The sequence below is a fragment of the Acidovorax sp. genome, assembly GCF_027492855.1.
GTDB lineage: Bacteria > Pseudomonadota > Gammaproteobacteria > Burkholderiales > Burkholderiaceae_C > Acidovorax.
In genome coordinates this window covers 1-20,712 of the sequence record NZ_JAPUDY010000012.1, presented here as the reverse complement: position 1 = coordinate 20,712, position 20,712 = coordinate 1, and the positions used below count along the sequence as shown (strand labels likewise).

Here is a 20,712-nt window from a genome sequence, read left to right as displayed (position 1 = left end):
TCATGTACCTTCGATTCTGGTCACGGCGCGTGTTGCCATGGTGCCTGGCTTCGGCATTGGGCTTGGGCCTGCTGCCATCGGTGGCGCTGGCCGACGATGTGGTGGCGCAGGCGCTCAACCTGGTGCGCCAGGGGCAGGCTGTAGAGGCCTTTCAACTGCTCGACCCGCACGAATCCGCGCGCGCGGGCGACCCCGCCTTTGATGCCGCCATGGGCGACGCTGCCCATGCCGCAGGCCATTACACGCGGGCCATCTTGGCGCGCGAGCGGCTGCTGGCTGCTGAGCCCGGCAACCTGGCGGCCCAGGTGGCGCTAGGGCAATCCCTGCAGGCAGTGGGCGACCGCCGTGGGGTGCTGGCCCTGCCGCCCGAGGCGCAGGCGCTGCTGATCCCTGTGGACGCGGGGCACACGCTCGACCAGTTTCTGTATTCCTACGACCGCGCGGCGTATGGCGGCCATTCTTCGCTCAAAGGCTATGTAGAGCTGGGCTTGGGGCATGACTCCAATGCCAACGCGGCGCCCGTGGTGGGCGAGTTGCAGTCCCCGGTGCCGGGCACGCCGCCGTGGGCCCTGCTGCCCGAGGCACGGGCCACGTCGGGCAGCTTTGCGCTGGCGCAGGCGGGCTTGCGAGGGCGGGCGGTGCTCAACTCGCGCTGGTCGGTGGTCGGCACCGCGCTCGCGGCCACGCGCCACTATGCGGGCCAGGCGGATCGGTTCGACCACACCACCCTCGACGCCGCTTTAGGCATGTCCTGGCGGGCCGAGCGCCATGAGGTGATCGTATCGGGGCAGGGTTCGTACTACGCGCTCGACGGCTCGCGGCTGCGCACCATGGGCGGCGTGCTGGGTGAATGGATCTACCGCATCGACGGGTTCCGGCAGTGGGGCAGCTTCTTGCAGGTGCTGGAGGTGCGCTACCCTGGGCAGGGGCTGCGCAACGTGCGGCGCAGTGTGCTGGGCACCTCGTATTCGCATCTGTTCCGGGGCGGTTCTTCGGTATACGCCGGGCTGTATGGCGGGCGCGAGCAGCCCAAAGCCAGCGGCGCCGATCCTCTGGGGCACCGCCTGTTTGGCCTTCGCGCGGGCGGGCAGTGGCCCGTGGCGCCCCAGTGGGCGGCGTTTATCAGCGCTGACTGGGAACACCGGCGCTATGGTGGGCAAGACCCGTTTTTTGCCGTGACGCGCACCGACCGCCAGGCCCAGGTGGCGCTGGGCCTGAGCTGGACGCCCGCGCCGGGCTGGCGCGTGACGCCACAGTGGCAGTACACGCGCAACGATTCCACGCTGCCGGTCACCGACTACGAACGGCGGGTGTTTTCCATCCTTGTGCGCAGGGAGTTCTGAATGTGGCGGCTATATCCCTGGGTTTTCGCTGCGAGACTTTGGACAGGCTCATATGACATCCGACCATAAAAAAGCCCGACTGGCGCTGCTGATGAGTATGGTGGCGGCCTGGCCGCTCACAGGGCTGGCCGCCGCTGGGTTGGTGCAGCTCACGGCGGGCGATGTGCAATTGCGCCGGGGCGACAACCTGTCGCGCCTGGCCAAGGGCGCCGAGCTTGATGGCGGGGACGTGGTGCTCACGGGCAACGAGGGGCGGGCGCAGATCCGCTTTTCGGACGGTGGCCTGGTGGCCCTGTACCCGGGCTCGCAGTTCACCGTGACCCGCTATTCAGATGGTGCGGGCACGGGCGAAGACCATTTTGTGGTCAACCTGCTGCGCGGCGGCATGCGCGCCATCACGGGGCTTATTGGCAAGCGCAACCCGGCCAGTTACCAGGTCATCACGCCTACGGCGGTGGTGGGCATTCGGGGCTCGGCCTTCATGCTGGCCATTGATGCCAACGGCCAGGTGCTGGTGTCGGGTGAGCAAGATGAAATCGAGGTCTGCACACAGGCAGGCTGTGTGGGTGTGACGGCGGGCGAGGCGGTGCTGGTGCTGTCGAACAGCGAACTGCCGGTGTACACCCATACCCGTGCCCTGCTGCCGGTGCCCGAGCTGCCGAGGCCGTTCATCATGGGAGAGCAACTGGATGTGCAGGGGCGCCGCGCCTTTGTGTACATGGTCCCGGAGCCTGCCCCCGCGCCCACTCCCATCCCTGTGCCAGCGCCCCCGCCAGACACCACGGCGCCTGCGCCGCAGGTTCCGTCGCCGTCGGTGCCTGGGACACCGCCACCGCCTGCCACAGGCACGCCGCAGCCTTCCACGCCCACCCCGGCACCCACGCCGCCCACTGGGCAGCAACCGCCCACCACCACGCGGCCGCCAACCGCCCCCCCTCCAACGACGCCGATACCGCCGCCGGTCGTGCGGCCACCGTTTGTGTTCGTTCCGGTTGTGCCGATCTTCCGCTTGCCGCCGCCCCCGCCGCCGAGGGTCAATTAGTGGCGGCGACGGGGCGGGGCCATACAGGCCCCGGCCCCGTGGTGCATCAAAGCTTGTAGAACGCCCGGATCATGTCCCAGGCTTCCTGCGGGTCGTCGGTGTAGCGGAACAGCTCCAGATCCTGCGCCGAGATGGTGCCTTCTTCGACCAACACATCGAAGTTGAGCAACCGTTTCCAGTAGTCGGTGCCAAACAGCACGATGGGCACGGGCTTGGCCTTGCCGGTCTGCACCAGCGTGAGCACCTCGAACAGCTCGTCGAGCGTGCCAAAGCCGCCGGGGAAGGCCACCAGTGCCTTGGCGCGCATCATGAAATGCATCTTGCGCAGCGCGAAGTAGTGGAACTTGAAGGACAGCGATGGCGAGATGAAGCGATTGCCGCTTTGTTCGTGGGGCAGGGCGATGTTCAGGCCCACGTTCAGCGCGCCCGCATCATGGGCGCCCCGGTTGGCGGCCTCCATGATGCCGGGGCCGCCGCCGGTGCAGATGTAGATGCGGTCGGCAGGGCTTTGGCGCTCGCTGTAGTCGGCCACCAGCTTGGCGAACTGGCGGGCCAGGTCGTAGTAGCGGGCATTGCGCACCGCCAGGCGGGCGCGCCGCACACGCTCGGCATCGCCACTGGCTTCGGCTTCGGTCAGCTGCGTGGCGGCTTCGTCGGGCGCCACGAAGCGGGCGCTGCCGTACACCACCACGGTGCTTTCGATGCCTTGCTCGGCTTGGCCCAGGTCGGGCTTGAGCATTTCGAGCTGAAAGCGGATGCCCCGTGTTTCGCGGCGGAACATGAATTCCGGGTCGGCAAAGGCCATGCGGTTGGCGTCGGCCTGCGGGGGGTTGCCGTTGTGGGCATGGTTGTGCAGTTCAGCCCAGGCATCGGCCAGGCGGCGTTCGTTGAGTTGGGTGTTGGATTCCATGGTGGGGATGGTAAGTGGGGCCGTGGATAGAGGAAAGCCGTGCCGCAGTGTGGCGTGGTTTTATGGCGATTTTGGCCGCTTGCGCTTTTGTATCAAGCGCGAGCTGCTATGAAATATGAAGCGGTATGCATCCCAAGCACCGTGAGGCCCAGAGACCCGAGCAGGTGCAGCGCCGTGGTGCCCAGCGCCGTGGCGTAGCGCTGCGCCATCAGCATCTCGACCACTTCGGCCGAGAAGCTCGAAAACGTGGTGAGCGCGCCCAGAAAACCCGTGATGAGCGCCAGCCGCCACACCGGATCGATCTGGGGCATGGAGTGAAAGACCATGACAGCCACGCCGATGAGGTAGCCCCCCACCAGATTGGCGGCCAGGGTGCCCCAGGGAATCCAGCCGCCGGGGCTGAGCCACAGGCCCAGGCGCCAGCGGGCCAGGGCCCCTACGCAGGCTCCGATGCAGATGGCGAGAACGTTGAGCATCGGGCCATTGTCGCTGGATTTGATGCCCCCTCGGCGCCGCCCCTGGCCTGGGGCGCGCCGGTGTCAGTGTCAGCGTGCGGACATCTGCTGCGGCAGCCAGGTCACGATGCCGGGGAACACGTAGATGAGGGCCACGGCGGCGCACATGAGGAAAAACATGGGCATGGCCACCTTGGCCACCCAGGGCAACTGGCGGCCCGTCATGCCCTGCAGCACGAACAGGTTGAAGCCCACGGGCGGCGTGATCTGCGCCATCTCCACCACCAGCACCACGAAGATGCCGAACCAGATGGGGTCGATGCCTGCGGCCTGCACCGTGGGCATGAGCACGCCCATGGTCAGCACCACCATCGAGATACCGTCCAGAAAACACCCGAGCACGATGAAGAAAATCGCCAGCGCAACAATGAGCTGCGCCTGGTTCAGGCCCAGGGATGCGATCCATTCCGCCAGGTGGCGCGGCAGGCCGATGTAGCCCATGGCCAGCGTGAGGAAGGCCGCCCCCGCCAGGATGAGTGCGATCATGCAGTACAGGCGCGTGGCGCCCATCAGCGAGTCCTTGAAGGTGCTCCAGTTCATCGACCCTTGCAGGGTTGAGAGCACCAGCGAGCCCACCACGCCCACGGCCGCTGCCTCGGTGGCGGTGGCAAAGCCGGTGTAGATGCTGCCCAGCACCGCAGCGATCAGCAGCACCACGGGGATCAGGCTGCGCGACTCGGACAACTTTTGCATGAAGGTCATGCGCACGTCGGCGGCGGGCACCTGGTCGGGGTTGCGCAGCGCCCACAGCATGATGTAGCCCGAGAACAGCGCGGCCAGCAAAATGCCCGGCAGCACGCCCGCGATGAACAGTTGCGAGATCGAGACCTCGGCCGACACGCCATAGACGATCATGATGATCGAGGGCGGAATCAACAGGCCTAGCGTGCTGGCCCCGGCCAGCGTGCCGACGACCATGTGCTCGGGGTAGCCACGGCGCGTCAGCTCGGGCAGGGTCATCTTGCCGATGGTGGCGCAGGTGGCGGCGCTGGAGCCCGACACGGCGGCAAAGATGGTGCAACCCACCACGTTGGTGTGCAGCAGGCGGCCCGGCAGCGCCTGCACCCAGGGCGCGAGGCCTTTGAACATGTCTTGCGACAGGCGGGTGCGGAACAGGATTTCGCCCATCCAGATGAACAGGGGCAGTGCGGTCAGCGTCCAGCTGGAGGCGCTGCCCCAGATGGTGACTGCCATCGCGTCGCCAGCGGGGCGTGACGAAAACAGCTGCATGCCTATCCAGGCAACGCCGGAGAGGGTGAGCCCGATCCATACACCGCTGCCCAGAATCAGGAACAGCGACAGTACGAGCAGGCCGGTAATGGCGAGATCACTCATGGTAGGTGGGGCCTGGTTGGTTCATTCATTGCGCAGGGCTTCGCCAGCCTGGGCTTCGGTGCGCTTGCCCATCAGCTCCAGCACCAGCTCGTCGATGAAGGCGATGGCCAGGATCACCGTGCCCAGGGCCATGGCGATCTGCGGAATCCACAGCGGCGTGGCGTCGCTGGCGGTGGAGATGTCGTGGAACTCGTGGGATTGCCAGGCCAGCTTGCAGCTGTACGCCGCAAACAGCAAGGCCAGCAGCGTGGCGATGGCCAGTGCCCAAACCTCGAACGCCTTCTTGGCGCCGCCCTTCAAAAAGTTGAGCAGCAGCGTGACGCGGATATGTTCCCCGCGCTTGAGCGTGTGGGCCAGTGCCAGGAAGCCCGCCGCGGCCATCAGATAGCCCGCGTAGGCATCGGTGCCCGGCACATGGAAGTGGAACTGGCGGCTGAGGATGGACAGCAGCACCATGCCCAGCAGCCCGACCATAAAAAGCGCCGCCAAGGCGGCGGCGCTGTCGTACAGAAAATCAAGCAGACGACGCATGAGGGTTCAGGCGTGCTTGCTTACTTGCGGTAGGCGTCGATCAGCGCCTTGCCTTCGGGGCCGGCCTTGTCCAGCCATTCCTTGAGCATGGTGTCGCCCACCTTGGCCATGTCGGCCTTCAGGGCGGCGGGCGGCGCCTCCACCGTCATGCCGTTGGCCTTGAGCTTGGCCACGGTGTCGGTGTTGACCTTCTGGCTGTTGGCCCAGCCGCGTGTCTCGGCATCGGCACCGGCCTTGAGCAGGGCTTCTTGCTGGGGCTTGTCCAGCGCATCAAACGCCTTCTTGTTTACCAGCACCGCGTTTTTGGGCAGCCAAGCCTGGGTGTCGTAGTAGAACTTGAGGTGCTCGTACAGCTTGCTGTCCACGCCCGTGGCGCCCGAGGTCATGGTCGACTCGACCACGCCCGTAGCCAGTGCCTGCGAGAACTCTGCGGCCTGCACGGTGACGGGCTGTGCGCCCACCAGCTCGGCGATGCGTGCGGTGGCAGGGCTGTAGGCGCGCCACTTGATGCCCTTGAGGTCAGCGGCGCTGGCCAGCGGCTTCTTGGTGTAGATGCCTTGTGGTGGCCATGGCACGGCGTACAGCAGCACCATGCCTTGCTCGGCCAGCTTCTTCTCAAGGAAAGGCTTTTGCGCGGCATAGAGCTTCTTGGAGGCGTCGTAGCTGTCGGCCAGGAAGGGCAGGCCGTCCACGCCAAACAACTGCCACTCGTTCTGGAAGTTGGCCAGCAGGATCTCGCCCATCTGTGCCTGGCCGCCCTGCACGGCGCGCTTGATTTCGGGGGCCTTGAACAGGGCCGCGTTGGCGTGCACCGTGATTTTGAGCTTGCCGCCCGTGGCCTTGTCCACATCGCCCGCCAACTGCACCATGTTCTCGGTGTGGAAGTTGGTGGCCGGGTAGGCGGCGGCCAGATCCCACTTGGTTTGCGCAAAAGCCGAGGTGACGGACAGGCCCGCAGCCAGGGCCAGGCCAAGTGCGGTGACGGGGAAGATTCGACGCTTCATGAAATAGCTCCGCAGGGTTGAATATGAAAAATCACTGTATCGGAAGCCGATCCGATTGGGATAGGTGTTTCTCCTAAATGTCGACAAATTGCCGACAAATTACTATCGTCATACCTACAATGGCCGCATGCACAAGCCGTGCCAGCGGTTCGTTCGATTCACATGGTTCATACGCTACTTGCGTGCAAAGGCCCTCATTCATGAAGTCTGCAGCCAAGGCGCCCGGTGAGTCCGGGCCCATCGTGTCGTCTGCGCACCTGGTGTCCGCGCAGAGCGCGGAGATGAGCGAGTTCGAGTTCGGCCTCATCGTGGCGGGCAACGCATTTCACCGCTGGGTGGCGCATTGCATGTCGGCGGCGGGCCTCAAAGACCTCACGCCGCTCGACGTGCTGGTGCTGCACCACGTGACGCACCGGGCACGCAACAAGCGGCTGGCGGACATCTGCTTCATCATGAACGTGGAAGACACCCACCTGGTGAACTACTCGCTCAAGAAGCTGCAGAACCTGGGCGTGGTGGCCTCGCAAAAGAACGGCAAAGAGGTGACCTACGCAGCCACCGACACCGGCCGCGCCTATGTGCAGCGCTACCGCGAAATCCGCGAGAGTTGCCTCATCGATGCGCTGAACGCCGACGACGCGCTCAACCGCGACATCGGCGAGCTGGCCCGCCTGCTGCGTGTGTTGTCGGGCATGTACGACCAGGCGGCGCGCTCTGCGGCGTCGCTGTAGTTGCCCCGCGGCCTCCTTCCTGCTTCCCCAATATTTGAATAAAAATGGCCTCTAGCGCTTATTCAACAAGCGCAAGCAGCTATCAAATTAATAGTATTCATATGTCCAACCAACCCTCTCCCATGTCCCGCTGGCAGTTCTGGATCGACCGTGGCGGCACCTTTACCGACGTGGTGGGCAAGCGTCCTGACGGCAGTCTGGTCACCCACAAGCTGTTGTCCGAGAACCCTGAGCAGTACAAGGACGCCGCCGTGGCCGGCATTCGCCACCTGCTGGGCCTTGCGCCTGGTGAGCCGGTGACACCAGCGCTGGTGGAATGCGTGAAGATGGGCACCACGGTGGCCACCAACGCGCTCTTGGAGCGCAAGGGCGAGCCCACGCTGCTCATCACCACCAAGGGCTTCAAGGACGCGCTGCGCATTGCCTACCAAAACCGTCCGCGCCTGTTCGACCGCCACATCGTGTTGCCCGAGCTGCTGTACGAGCGTGTGATCGAAGCGCAGGAGCGCGTGGGTGCGCAGGGCGACGTGATCGAGCCGCTGGACGAAGAACACCTCAAAGAGCGCCTGTGGGCCGCCTACGACGCGGGCCTGCGCAGCGCCGCTATCGTGTTCATGCACGGCTACCGCTACACCGCACACGAAGAAGCCGCCGTCCGCATTGCGCGCGAGCTGGGCTTTACCCAGGTGAGTGCATCGCACGCCACCAGCCCCATGATGAAGCTGGTGAGCCGGGGCGACACCACGGTGGTCGATGCCTACCTCTCGCCCATCCTGCGCCGCTATGTGGACCAGGTGGCGGGCGAGATGCCGGGCGTTCAACTGTTTTTCATGCAGTCGTCGGGCGGCTTGACCGATGCCCAGGTGTTCCAGGGCAAGGACGCGATCCTGTCGGGCCCCGCAGGCGGCATCGTCGGCATGGCGCGCACGGCGGGTTTGGCGGGCCATGACAAGGTCATCGGCTTTGACATGGGCGGCACCAGCACCGATGTGAGCCACTACGCGGGCGAGTTCGAGCGCGAGTTCGAGACCCAGGTGGCGGGCGTGCGCATGCGCGCGCCCATGATGAGCATCCACACCGTGGCGGCCGGTGGCGGCTCCATCCTCGGCTTTGACGGCGCACGTTTTCGCGTCGGCCCCGAGAGTGCGGGCGCCAACCCCGGCCCCGCCAGCTACCGCCGGGGCGGCCCGCTGGCCGTGACCGATGCGAACGTGATGGTGGGCAAGATCCAGCCCGCACATTTCCCCAGGGTGTTTGGCCATGCGGCCAACGAGGCGCTTGATGGCGATGCCGTGGCGCAAAAGTTTGGCGACCTCGCCACGCAGACGGGCCGCAATGCCGAAGACGTGGCGCATGGCTTCATCCAGATCGCCGTGCAGCAGATGGCCAACGCCATCAAGAAAATCAGCGTGGCACGCGGCTACGACGTGACGCGCTACACGCTGCAGTGTTTTGGCGGCGCGGGTGGCCAGCATGCCTGTTTGGTGGCCGACGCTTTGGGCATGACGCGCGTGTTTGTGCACCCGCTGGCCGGTGTGCTCAGCGCCTACGGCATGGGCCTGGCCGACCAGAACGTGATCCGCGAGCAGGCGGTGGAAACCAAGCTCGCGCCCGACGCGCTCGCGGGCATCGAAGCCACGCTGGATCAACTGGCGGGCACCGCGCGCACCGAGCTCACGCGCCAGCAATCGGGCAGCGGCACCGCCGTGGTGCACCGCCGCGTGCATGTGCGCTACGAGGGCAGTGACTCTGCGCTCATCGTGCCGTTTGGTTCGATGGCCGAGATCACCGCTGCTTTCGAGAACGCTTACCGCCAGCGTTTTGCCTTTTTGATGCAGGGCAAGGGCCTGGTGGTGGAAGCCGTGTCGGTCGAGGCCGTGGTGCCTGGCGACGCGCCCGTGGAGCCACGCCACGCGCTGCAGCCCGCGCGCGAAGTGCCGCGCCGCAGCACCGTGCGCATGTACACCGGTGGTGTGGACGGTGTGGCTGCCTGGCATGACGCTGCGCTGGTGGTGCGCGAAGATTTGCGCCCCGGCGACGTGATCCCCGGCCCGGCCATCATCGCCGAGAAAAACGCCACCACCATTGTGGAGCCCGGCTGGGAGGCGCAGTTGACCGAGCTGGACCACCTGCTGCTCAACCGCCGCGTGGCCCGCGCCGTGCAGCATGCCGTGGGCACCACGGTGGACCCGGTGCTGCTTGAAGTGTTCAACAACCTGTTCATGAACATCGCCGAGCAGATGGGGCTGCAACTGCAGAACACGGCGTATTCGGTCAATATCAAGGAGCGCCTCGATTTCAGCTGTGCGCTGTTCGACACCGCTGGCAACCTCATCGCCAACGCGCCGCACATGCCCGTGCACTTGGGCAGCATGGGCGAAAGCATCAAGACCGTGATCCGCGAGAACGCGGGCAAGATGCAGCCCGGCGACGTGTATGTGCTCAACGACCCGTACCACGGCGGCACACATTTGCCGGACATCACTGTCATCACGCCGGTCTATATCGCTGATGAGGCGCAGCCCACCTTCTACGTGGGCAGCCGGGGCCACCATGCCGACGTGGGCGGCACCACGCCGGGCTCGATGCCACCGTTCTCCACGCGCATCGAGGAAGAGGGCGTGCAGATCAACAACGTGAAGCTGGTAGAGCGCGGCGTGTTGCGCGAGGCAGAGATGATTGCGTTGCTGCAAAGCGGCGAGTACCCGAGCCGCAACCCCCAGCAGAACATGGCCGATTTGCGCGCGCAGATCGCGGCCAACGAAAAAGGCCAGCAGGAGCTGCGCCGCATGGTGGGCGAGTTTGGCCTTGACGTGGTGTTGGCCTACATGCGCCACGTGCAGGACAACGCCGAAGAATCCGTGCGCCGCGTGATCACGCGCCTTAAGGACGGAGCCTTCACCTTGCCGCTGGACAACGGCGCGCAGATCAGCGTGGCCGTGACGGTGGATGCCAAGAGCCGCAGCGCCACCATCGACTTCACTGGCACCAGCCCGCAGCAGACGAACAACTTCAACGCGCCCACGGCGGTGTGTATGGCGGCGGTGCTGTACGTGTTCCGCACCCTGGTGGATGACGACATTCCGCTGAACGCCGGGTGCCTCAAGCCGCTCAACGTCATCATCCCGCCCGGTAGCATGCTCAACCCCAACCCGCCCGCATCAGTGGTGGCCGGCAATGTGGAGACCTCCACCTGCATCACCAACGCGCTGTACGGCGCCTTGGGCCTGATGGCGGCGGGGCAGTGCACCATGAACAACTTCACCTTTGGCAGCACGCGCTACCAGTATTACGAGACCATCTCAGGTGGCAGCGGCGCGGGCGGCGTGTGGGATGCATCGGGGCAACTCACGGGCGGCTTTGGGGGCACGAGCGTGGTGCAAAGCCACATGACCAACTCGCGCCTCACCGACCCCGAGGTGCTGGAGTTCCGCTTCCCCGTGCGGCTCGACGGCTACGAGATCCGCAAGGGATCGGGCGGCGCCGGGCAGTGGAAGGGCGGCGACGGTGGCATCCGCCGCGTGCGTTTCCTGGAGCCGATGACGGCCAGCATCTTGTCGAACGGTCGCCACCATGGCGCGTTCGGCATGGCGGGCGGCGCGCCGGGCGCCGTGGGCATCAACAAGGTGGTGCGCAGCGATGGCCGCGTGGAGCTGCTCGACCACATCGGCCAGGCGGAGATGCAGCCGGGCGACGTGTTCGAGATCCACACGCCGGGCGGCGGTGGTTTTGGTTCTCTGCCCTCAAAATAGTGATGAAAATGGCCTCTAGCGCTTGTCTATCAAGCGCTAGCAGCTATCAAATCAGGAGTTATTGGGTGCTTGCGCTGGTGCAGCCTGCTCCGGCTCCGGCTCCCTGGGCAGGCTCAGGCTGGGGGGCACGTTAAGTCCCGCCCGGCGTGCGCGGAACAGCGCTGCGCGCATCAGAAAAATCGACATGATGGGCACCGTGATCGCCACGAACACGGCAATCAGCAGCGCATGCAGGGCCATGCTGCGGTCGGCCACCGAAAAATACAGCACCGTGCCGTGCATGATCAGCCAGCAGCCCAGCGTGGCGATGATGGCGGGGGCATGCACCCGCTCGAAAAAAGTGGGCAGGCGCAGCAGCCCGATGGAGCCCAGCAGGGCCAGCGCGGAGCCCGCCAGCACCAGCACGGCCACGATGATTTCGAGCCATAGCGGCAGCACGGCGGCTTCGGTCATTCGATCACCTCGCCGCGCAGCAGAAACTTGGCCATGGCCATCGATCCGACAAAACTGAACAGCGCCAGCAACAGCGCGGCCTCGAAGTAGTTCTTGCTGCCATACAGCAGGCCCAGCACCAGCATCGTGAGCATGCCGCTCAGGTACATGCAGTCGAGCGCCAGCACGCGGTCTTGGGCAGAGGGGCCCTTGAGCAGGCGGATCAGCGCGCAGCCCATGGCCAGTGCCAGCATGAACAGGGCGATGGGGAGGGCCCAATCCAATATCGGGGTCATTCGAAAATCTCCATCAAAGGGCGTTCGTAGCGCTGCTTCACGTCGGCGGCGATGGCTGCGGCGTCGTCCAGCTCCAGCACATGCAGCAGCAGCATGCTGCGGTCGAGCGACAGCTCGGCCCAGGCCGTGCCGGGGGTGATGCAGACGATGGTTGCCAGCACGGCCAGCGCATTGGGGTCGCGCATGTCGAGCGGGATGTGCACAAACCCCGCAGGGTGTCGCCTGCGGCCAGGCGTCAGCAGCAGGCGTGCCACGGCGAAGTTGGAACGCGTGGAGTCGGCCGCCACCGTGAGCGCCAGCCGCAGCACGGTGCCCGGCTTGCGCACGCGCACCGGCAGCGGGCGCAGCCCGGCCGTGAGCAGCGGAATGGCCAGCGCCAGCACCGTGCCCAGCACGATCTGGCCCGCGCTCAGGCTGCGATTGAGCAGCAGCCACAGGCCCAGCAGCGCCAGCGAGAGCAGGGGCGCGGGCACCAGCCGCTTGAAGAGGCGTTGGTGGAAAGGGGTGGATGGCGGCTTCATGGTGGGTTGCCTCCCTGCACAACGCCGGGCTTGGGCGGGTTGGGAACGGGCTCGGCCTCCATCACGCCACGCACGTAGGTAGAGGGGGCATAGAGCATGTCGGCCGTGGCCTGGGTGTAGCGCATCACGGCGCCCGCCTGCCAGGTCAGGGCCGCGCAGGCCCCCAGCAGCAGGGCGATCGGCAGGCCCTCCAGCACCAAGAGCTTGGGGGACGAGCGGTCGTGCGCTGCCCAGAAATGGCGAATGCCGACACGTGTCAGGGCCACCAGCGCGAGCAGGCCCGAGCCCACCAGCAAGGCCACCAGCATCCAACCCGCAGCGCTCAGGCGAAAGCCGCTGGATGCGCCCAGCCCCAGCGGGTTGAGCAGTGCGTGAATCATGGCGAACTTGCCCAAAAACCCCGGCAGTGGCGGCAGGCCCGCGATGACCAGCGTGCAGGCAATGAATGCCAGGCCCAAAAACGCCGCCGCAGCAGGAATCACCTCGCCGATCAGGGCTTCTTCCTTGTCATCGAGGTTGATGCTTTCGGTGGGCACCAGGTCGGCTGAGAGGAAGGGTGCGTCATCGGTGCGCTCGTGGGGGGCCAGGTTGGCGCCATCGTTGCGCCAGCGGTCGATCAGGTCGGTGAGCAAAAACAGCGCGCTCACCGCGAGCGTGGAGCTGAGCAGGTAATACAACAGCCCGCCGGTGAGCAGATTCTGCCCAAAGCCCAGGGCCGCCAGCAGCGTGCCCGACGACAGGATGGCGCTGAAGCCCGCGAGATGCCCCAGGCGCTGCGAGCCCAGCATGCCGATGGCGCCAAAGGCCATGGTGACCATGCCGCCGCCAATCAGCCACTGGCTGCCGAACTGGGTCGAATCACCGGCCTCGGCGCCGAACAGCAGCGTCCACAGCCGCAGCACGCTGTAGATGCCCACCTTGGTCATCAGCGCGAACAATGCGCCCACCGGCGCGGTGGCCGCGCTGTAGGCGGGCACCAGCCAGAAGTTGAGCGGCCACACAGCGGCCTTGATGAGAAAAGCCACCGCCAGGATGGCAGCCGCTGCGTGCAGCAGGCCCCGGTCAGCGGGTGCCACACCGGCAATGCTGCGCGCGAGGTCTGCCATGTTGAGCGTGCCGGTGATGCCGTACAGCATCGACACGCCGATCAGGAACAGCGACGAGGCCGCGAGGTTGATGGCGATGTAGTGCAGCCCCGCCGACACACGCGGTCGGCCCGAGCCATGCAGCAACAGGCCGTAGGAGGCGGCCAGCATGATCTCGAAAAACACGAACAGGTTGAACAGGTCGGCCGTGAGAAACGCGCCCGCCAGCCCCATGAGCTGGAACTGGAAGAGCGGGTGAAAGTGCACCCCCGCACGGTGCCAGCGCGCCACCGAAAACAGCACGGCGGCCAGCGCCACGGTGCTGCACAGCACCAGCATCATGGCCGAAAGGCGGTCGATGACCAGCACGATGCCAAACGGCGCGGGCCAGTTACCAGGCAGGTACACGCCCAGGCTGCTGCTCAGCCCCGTGGCCTTGGCCTGCACCAACAGCAAGACCGCGATCACCAGGCCCAGGAAGGTGGAGGTAATGTTGAGCGCAACCTTGGTGCGCTGGCGCTCCTCGCGCAGCAGCAGCATGAGCCCGGCCGTGAGCAGGGGCAGCGCGATGGGCGCCAGGATCAGGTGCGGCATCAACCGCTCCAGCATGAATTGCATGGCTGTCATGTGGGTCGTCCAAGGCGCTGGGTACAAAACTGGCGCACCCCAGGCCAGAGCAGCCGAGAAAGGGCCGCCCCGCATCGAGGGCTGCGTCCCCCTGCCCGCAGCGCACAGCGCTGCGAGAGCGGGGGCTGAGTGCCGCGGCTCCAAGCCTGCCTGCGCAGGCTTGGACGGCAGCGAAGAGCGGCCGCCTCTGGTGGACGCACCGAGGCGCAAAGCGCCTCAGGGGGGTGTTCTTTATTCAAGGCATCTCCTGCACGTCTTTGCCTTTGGTGCCGTCCACATGGTCGGTGCCAGACATGCCGCGCGAGGCCAGCAGCACGACGAGGAAGAGGGCGGTCATGGCAAAGCCGATCACGATGGCCGTGAGCGTGAGCGCCTGGGGCATCGGGTCTGCGTAGTGCGCCAGGTCCTGCAGCACGCCGGGCTGCAGCACGGGTTCCTTGTCGATCGCCAGGCCCAGGCGGCCCATGCTGAAGATGAAGAGATTGACCGCGTACGACAGCAGCGCCAAGCCCATGATGATCTGGAAGGTGCGGGGGCGCAGCAGCAGCCACACGCCCGAGCCGGTGAGCACGCCGATGGCCAGGGCCAGAATCAGTTCCATGGAGTTTCTCCTCGCGCTGTGGGCACGGTTGCCGTTGCGGCTGCGGTCTGCTGCTGCTCCTCGTCATCGGCAGCGCGCGCATTGTTGTAGCGGTGGCTGCGAACCGACTGGTGGGCGATGCCGGTGAGGATGAGCATGGTGGAGCCCACCACCAGCGTGAACACCCCGATGTCGAAGAACAGTGCGCTGGCCACGTGGACTTCGCCCACCCAGGGCAGGTGCAGGTGGGCCGTGTGGCTGGTCAAGAACGGATAACCCCAGGCCAGTGCGGCCAGGCCGGTGGCCAGCGCGGTCAGCAGCCCCACGCCGATCCAGCGGCGCGGGTACAGCGGCAGGTGGGCCTCGACCCATGAGGTGCCCGACACGATGTACTGCAGCAGCAGGGCCACCGAGAACACCAGCCCGGCCACGAAGCCGCCGCCGGGCTCGTTGTGTCCGCGCATGAACAAATACATGGCCACCAGCGTGGCAAAGGGCAGCAGCAGCCGCACCAGCACAGCGGGCACCATGAGGTAGCCCACGGCGGTGTCGGCCGTCTGGCGCGGGTTGGACAGGTCGGTGTCCACATCGGCGGGCAGGGTGCGTTGCTGGGGCGGCAGGTCCATCACCTCGCGCGCGGGCCGAAAGCGCCGCAGCAGCGCATACACCGTGAGCGCCACGATGCCCAGCACCACGATCTCGCCAAAGGTGTCGAAGCCCCGGAAGTCCACCAGCATCACGTTGACCACATTGGTGCCGCCGCCTTCGGTGAGCGCGCGCTCCAGGAAGAAGGTGGATGTGCTGTCGGGGAAAGGGCGGCTCATCATGGCGAACGACAGCAGCGCCATGCCCGCGCCCGTGGTCAGCGCCAGGGCCATGTCGCGGTAGCGGCGCAGCTGGGTGCGGCGCTCTTCGGCCAGTGTGGGCTTGCGCAGGGCCTCGTCACGCTGTGGCAGCCAGCGCAGGCCCAGCAGGACAAGAATGGTGGTCACCACCTCCACCACGATCTGCGTGAGGGCCAGGTCGGGGGCGGAGAACCACAGGAAGGTCAGGCACACGCACAGGCCCGAGCCACCCATCAGCGTAAGGGCCGCCAGCCGGTGGTATTTGGCTTGCCAGGCGGCCGCCATGGCACACACGGCGCCCAGCAGCCACAGCAGGGCAAAGGAGGGCGACATCGGCAGGGGCGTGCGGTCGCCAATCGGCAGGCCACGCGACCACAGGGGCAGCACGCAGGCGAGCAGCGCCGCGCTCACCAGCCACAACATCTGCCACTGCAGGCGCTTCGTGCCCAGCAGCTTGCGGCCATGGCGCCCGGCCTGGGTGAGGAGGGCCAGCACGTACACGAACAGGCGTTGCCCGCTGATGCGGTACATGAGCGGCGGTGCGTCCACCACGCCTTTTTCGCGCTGCCGACGCAGCACCGCATACAGCGCAATACCGCCGCCCAGCGCCACCAGGCTCATCACAAACGGTGTATTGAACCCGTGCCAGACCGCCAGGCTGTAGGTGGGCAGCTCGCCCCCCACCACCGGCCGCGCAGCGGCGGCCAGGTAGGCGCCCACGGACCATGCGGGCAGCATGCCCACCACCAGGCAAGCCAGCACCAACAGCTCGACGGGCACGCGCATCCAGTGTGGGGGCTCGTGTGGTTGGCGGGGCAAGTCGGTGGCTGGTGGGCCGCAGAACACATCTACGGTGAAGCGCAGCGAATACGCCACGCTGAACATGCCCGCCAACGTGGCCGCCGTGGGCAGCAGCCATTCGAGCAGGGGCGTGGTGTTCACGTACACCGTCTCGGCAAAAAACATTTCCTTGGACAGGAAACCATTGAGCAGCGGCACGCCCGCCATGGCCGCGCTGGCCACCATGGCCAGCGTGGCGGTGATGGGCATCATGTGCCTGAGGCCCGACAGCCGCCGAATGTCGCGCGTGCCGCTTTCGTGGTCGACGATGCCCACGGCCATGAAGAGCGAAGCCTTGAAGGTGGCGTGGTTCATGATGTGGAACACGGCGGCCACGGCCGCCAGCGGGCTGTTCAGGCCCAAAAGCAGCGTGATCAGGCCCAGGTGCGAGATGGTCGAATACGCCAGCAGCCCCTTGAGGTCGTTTTGGAACATGGCCGCATAGCCGCCCACCAGCAGCGTGCACAAGCCCGCGCCGCCCACCAGCCAGAACCACTGCTCGGTGCCCGCCAGGGCCGGCCACAGCCGCGCCAGCAGAAAGACGCCCGCCTTGACCATGGTGGCTGAGTGCAGGTAGGCCGACACGGGCGTTGGCGCCGCCATGGCGTTGGGCAGCCAGAAGTGAAAGGGGAACTGCGCGCTTTTGGTAAGCGCCCCCAGCAGCACCAGCACCAGGGCGGTGAGGTACAGCGGGTGCTCTTTGATGAGCTGCCCGGCGGCCAGCACGTGGTCGAGGTCGTAGCTGCCCACAATGTGGCCGAGCACCAGCATGCCGGCAAACATGGCCAGGCCGCCCGTGCCCGTCACGGTGAGCGCCATGCGTGCGCCGCGCCGTGCGTCCCGGCGGTGGTGCCAGTAGCCAATCAGCAAGAACGAGAACAGGCTGGTCAGCTCCCAGAAGAACGCGATCTGGATGATGTTGCCCGACAGCACCACGCCCGCCATGGCGCCCATGAAGGCGAGAAAGAACGAGAAAAAGCGCGGCACGGGATCGGCCGCCGACATGTAGTAGCGCGCATACAGCACCACCAGGCTGCCCACCCCCAGCACCAGCATGCAGAACATCCAGGCAAAACCATCCATGCGGATGATGAGGTTCAGGCCCAGGGCGGGGAGCCAGGCCAGCTCCTGCCGGATCACGCCACCGTCGGCAATCTCGGGGAAGTACAACGCTGCCTGCACGGTGCAGAACAGGGCGATGAGCCCGGCCAGCGTGGATTCGGTGTTGCGGGCGTTGGCGGGCAACACTGCCGCCATCAGGCTGCCGATGAAGGGGAGGAGGATGAGGGTGATCAGGGGCATGCGCAGGCGATTTTAGAGGCTGGCTCCAAAAGACCCTGCCACGCCGGAGACGGCCTAAAAAAAACAAGCCCGCTGGAGCGGGCTTGTAGCTTGCGAAGTGCGCTTAGTTTTTGCTAGCGCTGGCAGTGGCTGCTGGCGCGGCCGCTTCCTTGTTGGCGCTGGCAGGGCTGCTGGCCTTGCGCTCGGCGCCTTGTTTTTTGTGGTTCTTGGCCTCGGCCTCGGCCTTGGCGGCGGCTGCCGCGCTGTACTTTTTGCCGTTGACGGTCAGGCCGTCCTTGGAGAAGTTCACGGCGCTTTTGTTGCCCACGCCGCCCACGCGGCCGATGAAGTCGCTCCAATCCTTGAACGGAGCGCTTTTGCGCTCCTCCAGGATGCGGCCCGACAGGCCGGGCCCGATACCCTTGATGCCGTCAAGCTCGGCCTCGGTGGCGGTGTTCACGTCCACGGCGGCGAGCGCGGCGGTGGCCAGCAGGGTGGCGATGAGGAAGGTCAGCAGTTTCTTGAACATGGCGGAGTCCTAGGGTGGGGGTGGCAAGGGTTCAGAGTTCCTCGACGCGCCGTGCGGGGTAGCTGTCCCAGGTCTGGCAGCCGGGGCATTGCCAGAAATGCTGACGGGCCTCGAAGCCGCAGGCGGCGCAGCGGTAGCGGGTGAGGGGCTTCACGGCGTGATCCAGCGCGCGCTGGATCTGGGGGTGGAACTCCTCGTGCTCCAGTTTTTCGGCGGCCAGCCATTTGGCGGCGGCAACCAGTGAGCGCTCCTTGTCCAGGTGTTCCACATAGCGCTGCCTGGCCGTGCTGCGGGTGGTTTCGTCCGCGGTTTCCATGGCCACGATGCTCTCCAGCACGTCGAGCGAAGGCGTCTGCGCATAGTGGGCCTGCAGCAGGGCGTGGACCTCGGGCGTGCGCCCGGTGGCCGTTGCGGCCTCGACCATCAGCGGGGCTGCCAGGGGCAGTGCAGCGGGGGTGCGCTCACCCAGGGTTTTGAGCGTGGCCAGCACGGCGGCGGGCTGGCCCATGAGGCGCTGCAGCCGCGCCATCTCGATGCGGGCACGCGCCGCGTCGGGGGCTGCAGCCATGGCCTGCTCCAGCAGGGCCTGGGCGGCGGGTAGATCGCCTTGGGTGGCCAGTGCCAGGGCTTGCTCGCACAGGTAGTGCGCCTGCCGGGTGCTGAAGTCGCCCTGGTCGGCATCGTGCATCTTGCGGGCGATGGTGGCCGCATGGGGCCAGTCGCGCGATCGTTCGTAGATGGCCAGCAGCGCCAGGCGCGCCTGGGCCTCGAAGGGGGTGCTCTCCAGGCGGTGCAGCGCGTCTTCGGCGCGGTCGAGCAGGCCGGCCTTGAGGAAGTCGAGCGCCAGCGCGTGCTGGGCGCGCTCGCGGTCGGCGCGGGAGAGGTCGCCACGCGAGAGCAGGTGCTCGTGCACGCGCACAGCGCGGTCGTATTCGCCCCGGCGGCGAAACAGGTTGCCCAGCGCGAAGTGCAGCTCGGAGGTGTCGGGGTCGTTTTGCACCGCCTCGATGAAGGCGTCGATGGCCTGGTCCTGCTGCTCGTTGAGCAGAAAGTTCAGGCCCTTGAAGTAAGCCTTGGGGGCGCGGCGGTTTTCGGCGCGCAGCTGGCGCAGGTCAAAGCGCGACGCCAGCCAGCCGAGCACGAAGGCCAGGGGCAGGCCCAGCAGAATCCAGCTGAGGTCAAATTCCATGGATCGAGGGCAGGTCAGGCGGTGGTGGGGGGGCAGGTGGCGTGGCGTTGGCCGTGGCTTCGGCCTGAGCGGGCGCTGCGGTGGTCGATGTCTGTGCTTTGCGGGCGGCGGTGCGGTGTTTCCACCAGCGCGGCACCATGCCCAGCACGCCCACGGCGAGCCCGGCCGAGAAGGCTGTCAGCACCACCAGCACCAGGGGCGCGCGCCACTGGGTGCCAAAGAAGAAATGCACGGTCGCATCCTGCTGGTTGTTCAGCGCGAAGGCGAAGAGCGTAAAAAAAATGGCTGCCTTGAGCAGCCACAGGAAGTATTTCATTGGTCTCCCCCGTGGTGGGGCGATTCTAAGAGCTTGGGCGCATGGCCCCGGCGACACAATGTAGAAACCGTAGTTATCAGAAAGACCTCTAGCGCCCGGCCATCAAGCGCAAGCAGCTATCATTTTTGATCTTCTGGAGCGGAGGTTATCTGGGTTTTTTCTGCCATTTCGGCGGTGCGTTTGTCCACGGCCTCGCGCAGGGCCTTGCCTGGCTTGAAGTGTGGCACCCGCTTTTCGGGAATGGCTACGGCTTCGCCGCTGCGGGGGTTGCGGCCCATGCGGGGCGGACGGTGATTGACTGAAAAACTGCCAAAGCCCCGGATCTCGATGCGGTGCCCGCGTACCAGGGCATCGCCCACGGCGTCCAGAATGGTCTTGACGGCGTATTCGGCATCGCGGTGAGTGAGCTGGCCAAAGCGTGCGGCCAGTTCTTCAACGAGGTCTGAGCGGGTCATGGAGTCTTGGGACATAGGCAGACTGCCCGTGGGCAGGTGGTTGTCTCTTTGTCGTGAAAAAAGAGCGGGCGCACTAGGCGCCCGCTGTCTGACCGTTTAACGGGTCAGCGCTTTACTTTTCCGAGTTGTCCAGCTTGGCGCGCAGCAGAGCGCCCAGGCTGGTCGTGCCGGCGCTTTCGCGGCTCGACTGCTGGCTCAGGTTGGCCATGGCGCCTTGTTCGTCAGCCATGTCCTTTTGCTTGATCGACAGCTGGATGTTGCGGGTCTTGCGATCCACATTGACCACCACGGCCGTGACTTCGTCGCCTTCCTTGAGCACGTTGCGGGCATCTTCCACGCGGTCGCGGGAGATTTCCGAAGCGCGCAGGTAACCCACGATGTCTTCGCCCAGGTCGATTTCAGCGCCACGGGCGTCCACGGTCTTGACCTTGCCGGTCACCGTCTGGCCCTTGTCGTTCACGGTCACGAAGGTCGTGAATGGGTCGCCGTCGAGCTGCTTGATGCCCAGCGAGATGCGTTCGCGGTCCACGTCCACGGCCAGCACGATGGCTTC

At 66.1% G+C, this 20,712-nt stretch carries 20 protein-coding genes; 4 read left to right on the top strand and 16 right to left on the bottom strand.

The features are described from left to right. Positions 1-2 precede the first annotated feature (2 nt). Together Q0105_RS03030 and Q0105_RS03025 are read left to right on the top strand one after the other, a co-directional pair. Positions 3-1,343 (top strand): surface lipoprotein assembly modifier, encoded by a 1,341-nt coding sequence (locus tag Q0105_RS03030; protein WP_298208617.1) that lies wholly within the window; start codon positions 3-5, stop codon positions 1,341-1,343. A gap of 52 nt (positions 1,344-1,395) precedes the next feature. After that, positions 1,396-2,385, top strand: a complete 990-nt coding sequence (locus Q0105_RS03025; protein ID WP_298208615.1) for a FecR family protein — start codon at positions 1,396-1,398, stop codon at positions 2,383-2,385. A gap of 46 nt (positions 2,386-2,431) precedes the next feature. On the opposite strand, the gene Q0105_RS03020 is transcribed toward Q0105_RS03025, so the two are convergent. The 5 genes from Q0105_RS03020 to Q0105_RS03000 form a co-directional block, all read right to left on the bottom strand. Further along, positions 2,432-3,295 carry a TIGR00730 family Rossman fold protein gene (locus tag Q0105_RS03020; RefSeq protein ID WP_298208613.1) on the bottom strand — a complete coding sequence of 288 codons (864 nt, stop codon included), beginning with the start codon at positions 3,293-3,295 and terminating at the stop codon, positions 2,432-2,434. 92 nt (positions 3,296-3,387) lie between these two features. Further along, complete coding sequence (gene crcB / locus Q0105_RS03015; protein ID WP_298208611.1) at positions 3,388-3,771, bottom strand: fluoride efflux transporter CrcB; 384 nt, start codon at positions 3,769-3,771, stop codon at positions 3,388-3,390. A gap of 69 nt (positions 3,772-3,840) precedes the next feature. After that, positions 3,841-5,145 (bottom strand): TRAP transporter large permease subunit, encoded by a 1,305-nt coding sequence (locus Q0105_RS03010; protein WP_298208609.1) that lies wholly within the window; start codon positions 5,143-5,145, stop codon positions 3,841-3,843. Positions 5,146-5,166: 21 nt separating this feature from the next. Further along, a complete protein-coding gene (locus Q0105_RS03005) occupies positions 5,167-5,676 on the bottom strand; it encodes a TRAP transporter small permease (RefSeq protein WP_298208607.1) in 510 nt (169 codons plus the stop codon). Positions 5,677-5,696: 20 nt separating this feature from the next. Next, the gene (locus Q0105_RS03000) at positions 5,697-6,680 is read right to left on the bottom strand and encodes a TRAP transporter substrate-binding protein (RefSeq protein WP_298208606.1); all 984 of its coding nucleotides are present in this window, start codon (positions 6,678-6,680) and stop codon (positions 5,697-5,699) included. 200 nt (positions 6,681-6,880) lie between these two features. On the opposite strand from Q0105_RS03000, the gene Q0105_RS02995 reads away from it, so the two are divergent. Further along, positions 6,881-7,411 (top strand): winged helix DNA-binding protein, encoded by a 531-nt coding sequence (locus Q0105_RS02995; protein ID WP_298208604.1) that lies wholly within the window; start codon positions 6,881-6,883, stop codon positions 7,409-7,411. Positions 7,412-7,512: 101 nt separating this feature from the next. Continuing rightward, positions 7,513-11,163, top strand: coding sequence for a hydantoinase B/oxoprolinase family protein (locus tag Q0105_RS02990; RefSeq protein ID WP_298208603.1), 3,651 nt, complete (start codon positions 7,513-7,515; stop codon positions 11,161-11,163). A 51-nt stretch (positions 11,164-11,214) separates the two neighbouring features. On the opposite strand, the gene mnhG is transcribed toward Q0105_RS02990, so the two are convergent. The 11 genes from mnhG to Q0105_RS02935 all read right to left on the bottom strand — a co-directional run. After that, positions 11,215-11,616, bottom strand: a complete 402-nt coding sequence (mnhG, locus tag Q0105_RS02985) for a monovalent cation/H(+) antiporter subunit G (protein WP_298208601.1) — start codon at positions 11,614-11,616, stop codon at positions 11,215-11,217. After that, positions 11,613-11,891, bottom strand: coding sequence for a K+/H+ antiporter subunit F (locus tag Q0105_RS02980; RefSeq protein WP_298208599.1), 279 nt, complete (start codon positions 11,889-11,891; stop codon positions 11,613-11,615). The genes mnhG and Q0105_RS02980 overlap by 4 nt, the downstream gene beginning before the upstream one ends. Next, on the bottom strand, positions 11,888-12,412 hold the full coding sequence (locus Q0105_RS02975) for a Na+/H+ antiporter subunit E (protein ID WP_298208597.1): 525 nt from the start codon (positions 12,410-12,412) through the stop codon (positions 11,888-11,890). The genes Q0105_RS02980 and Q0105_RS02975 overlap by 4 nt, the downstream gene beginning before the upstream one ends. Further along, entirely contained in the window at positions 12,409-14,124 is a 1,716-nt protein-coding gene (locus tag Q0105_RS02970) for a monovalent cation/H+ antiporter subunit D (protein WP_298208595.1), read from the bottom strand. The genes Q0105_RS02975 and Q0105_RS02970 overlap by 4 nt, the downstream gene beginning before the upstream one ends. Before the next feature lie 235 nt (positions 14,125-14,359). Further along, complete coding sequence (locus Q0105_RS02965; RefSeq protein WP_298208593.1) at positions 14,360-14,725, bottom strand: Na+/H+ antiporter subunit C; 366 nt, start codon at positions 14,723-14,725, stop codon at positions 14,360-14,362. Beyond that, positions 14,716-17,691 (bottom strand): monovalent cation/H+ antiporter subunit A, encoded by a 2,976-nt coding sequence (locus tag Q0105_RS02960; protein ID WP_298208591.1) that lies wholly within the window; start codon positions 17,689-17,691, stop codon positions 14,716-14,718. The genes Q0105_RS02965 and Q0105_RS02960 overlap by 10 nt, the downstream gene beginning before the upstream one ends. A gap of 103 nt (positions 17,692-17,794) precedes the next feature. Continuing rightward, positions 17,795-18,199, bottom strand: a complete 405-nt coding sequence (locus Q0105_RS02955) for a helix-hairpin-helix domain-containing protein (RefSeq protein ID WP_298208590.1) — start codon at positions 18,197-18,199, stop codon at positions 17,795-17,797. A 31-nt stretch (positions 18,200-18,230) separates the two neighbouring features. Further along, positions 18,231-19,388 carry a lipopolysaccharide assembly protein LapB gene (gene lapB, locus Q0105_RS02950; RefSeq protein ID WP_298208588.1) on the bottom strand — a complete coding sequence of 386 codons (1,158 nt, stop codon included), beginning with the start codon at positions 19,386-19,388 and terminating at the stop codon, positions 18,231-18,233. After that, entirely contained in the window at positions 19,378-19,704 is a 327-nt protein-coding gene (locus Q0105_RS02945) for a lipopolysaccharide assembly LapA domain-containing protein (protein WP_298208586.1), read from the bottom strand. The genes lapB and Q0105_RS02945 overlap by 11 nt, the downstream gene beginning before the upstream one ends. A 119-nt stretch (positions 19,705-19,823) precedes the next feature. Next, positions 19,824-20,159: an integration host factor subunit beta gene (locus Q0105_RS02940; RefSeq protein WP_298208584.1), complete on the bottom strand. Its 336-nt coding sequence runs from the start codon at positions 20,157-20,159 to the stop codon at positions 19,824-19,826. Between the two features lie 112 nt (positions 20,160-20,271). Next, positions 20,272-20,712, bottom strand: a 441-nt coding sequence (locus Q0105_RS02935) for a S1 RNA-binding domain-containing protein (protein ID WP_298208582.1), incomplete at its 5' end; no start/stop codon positions are given.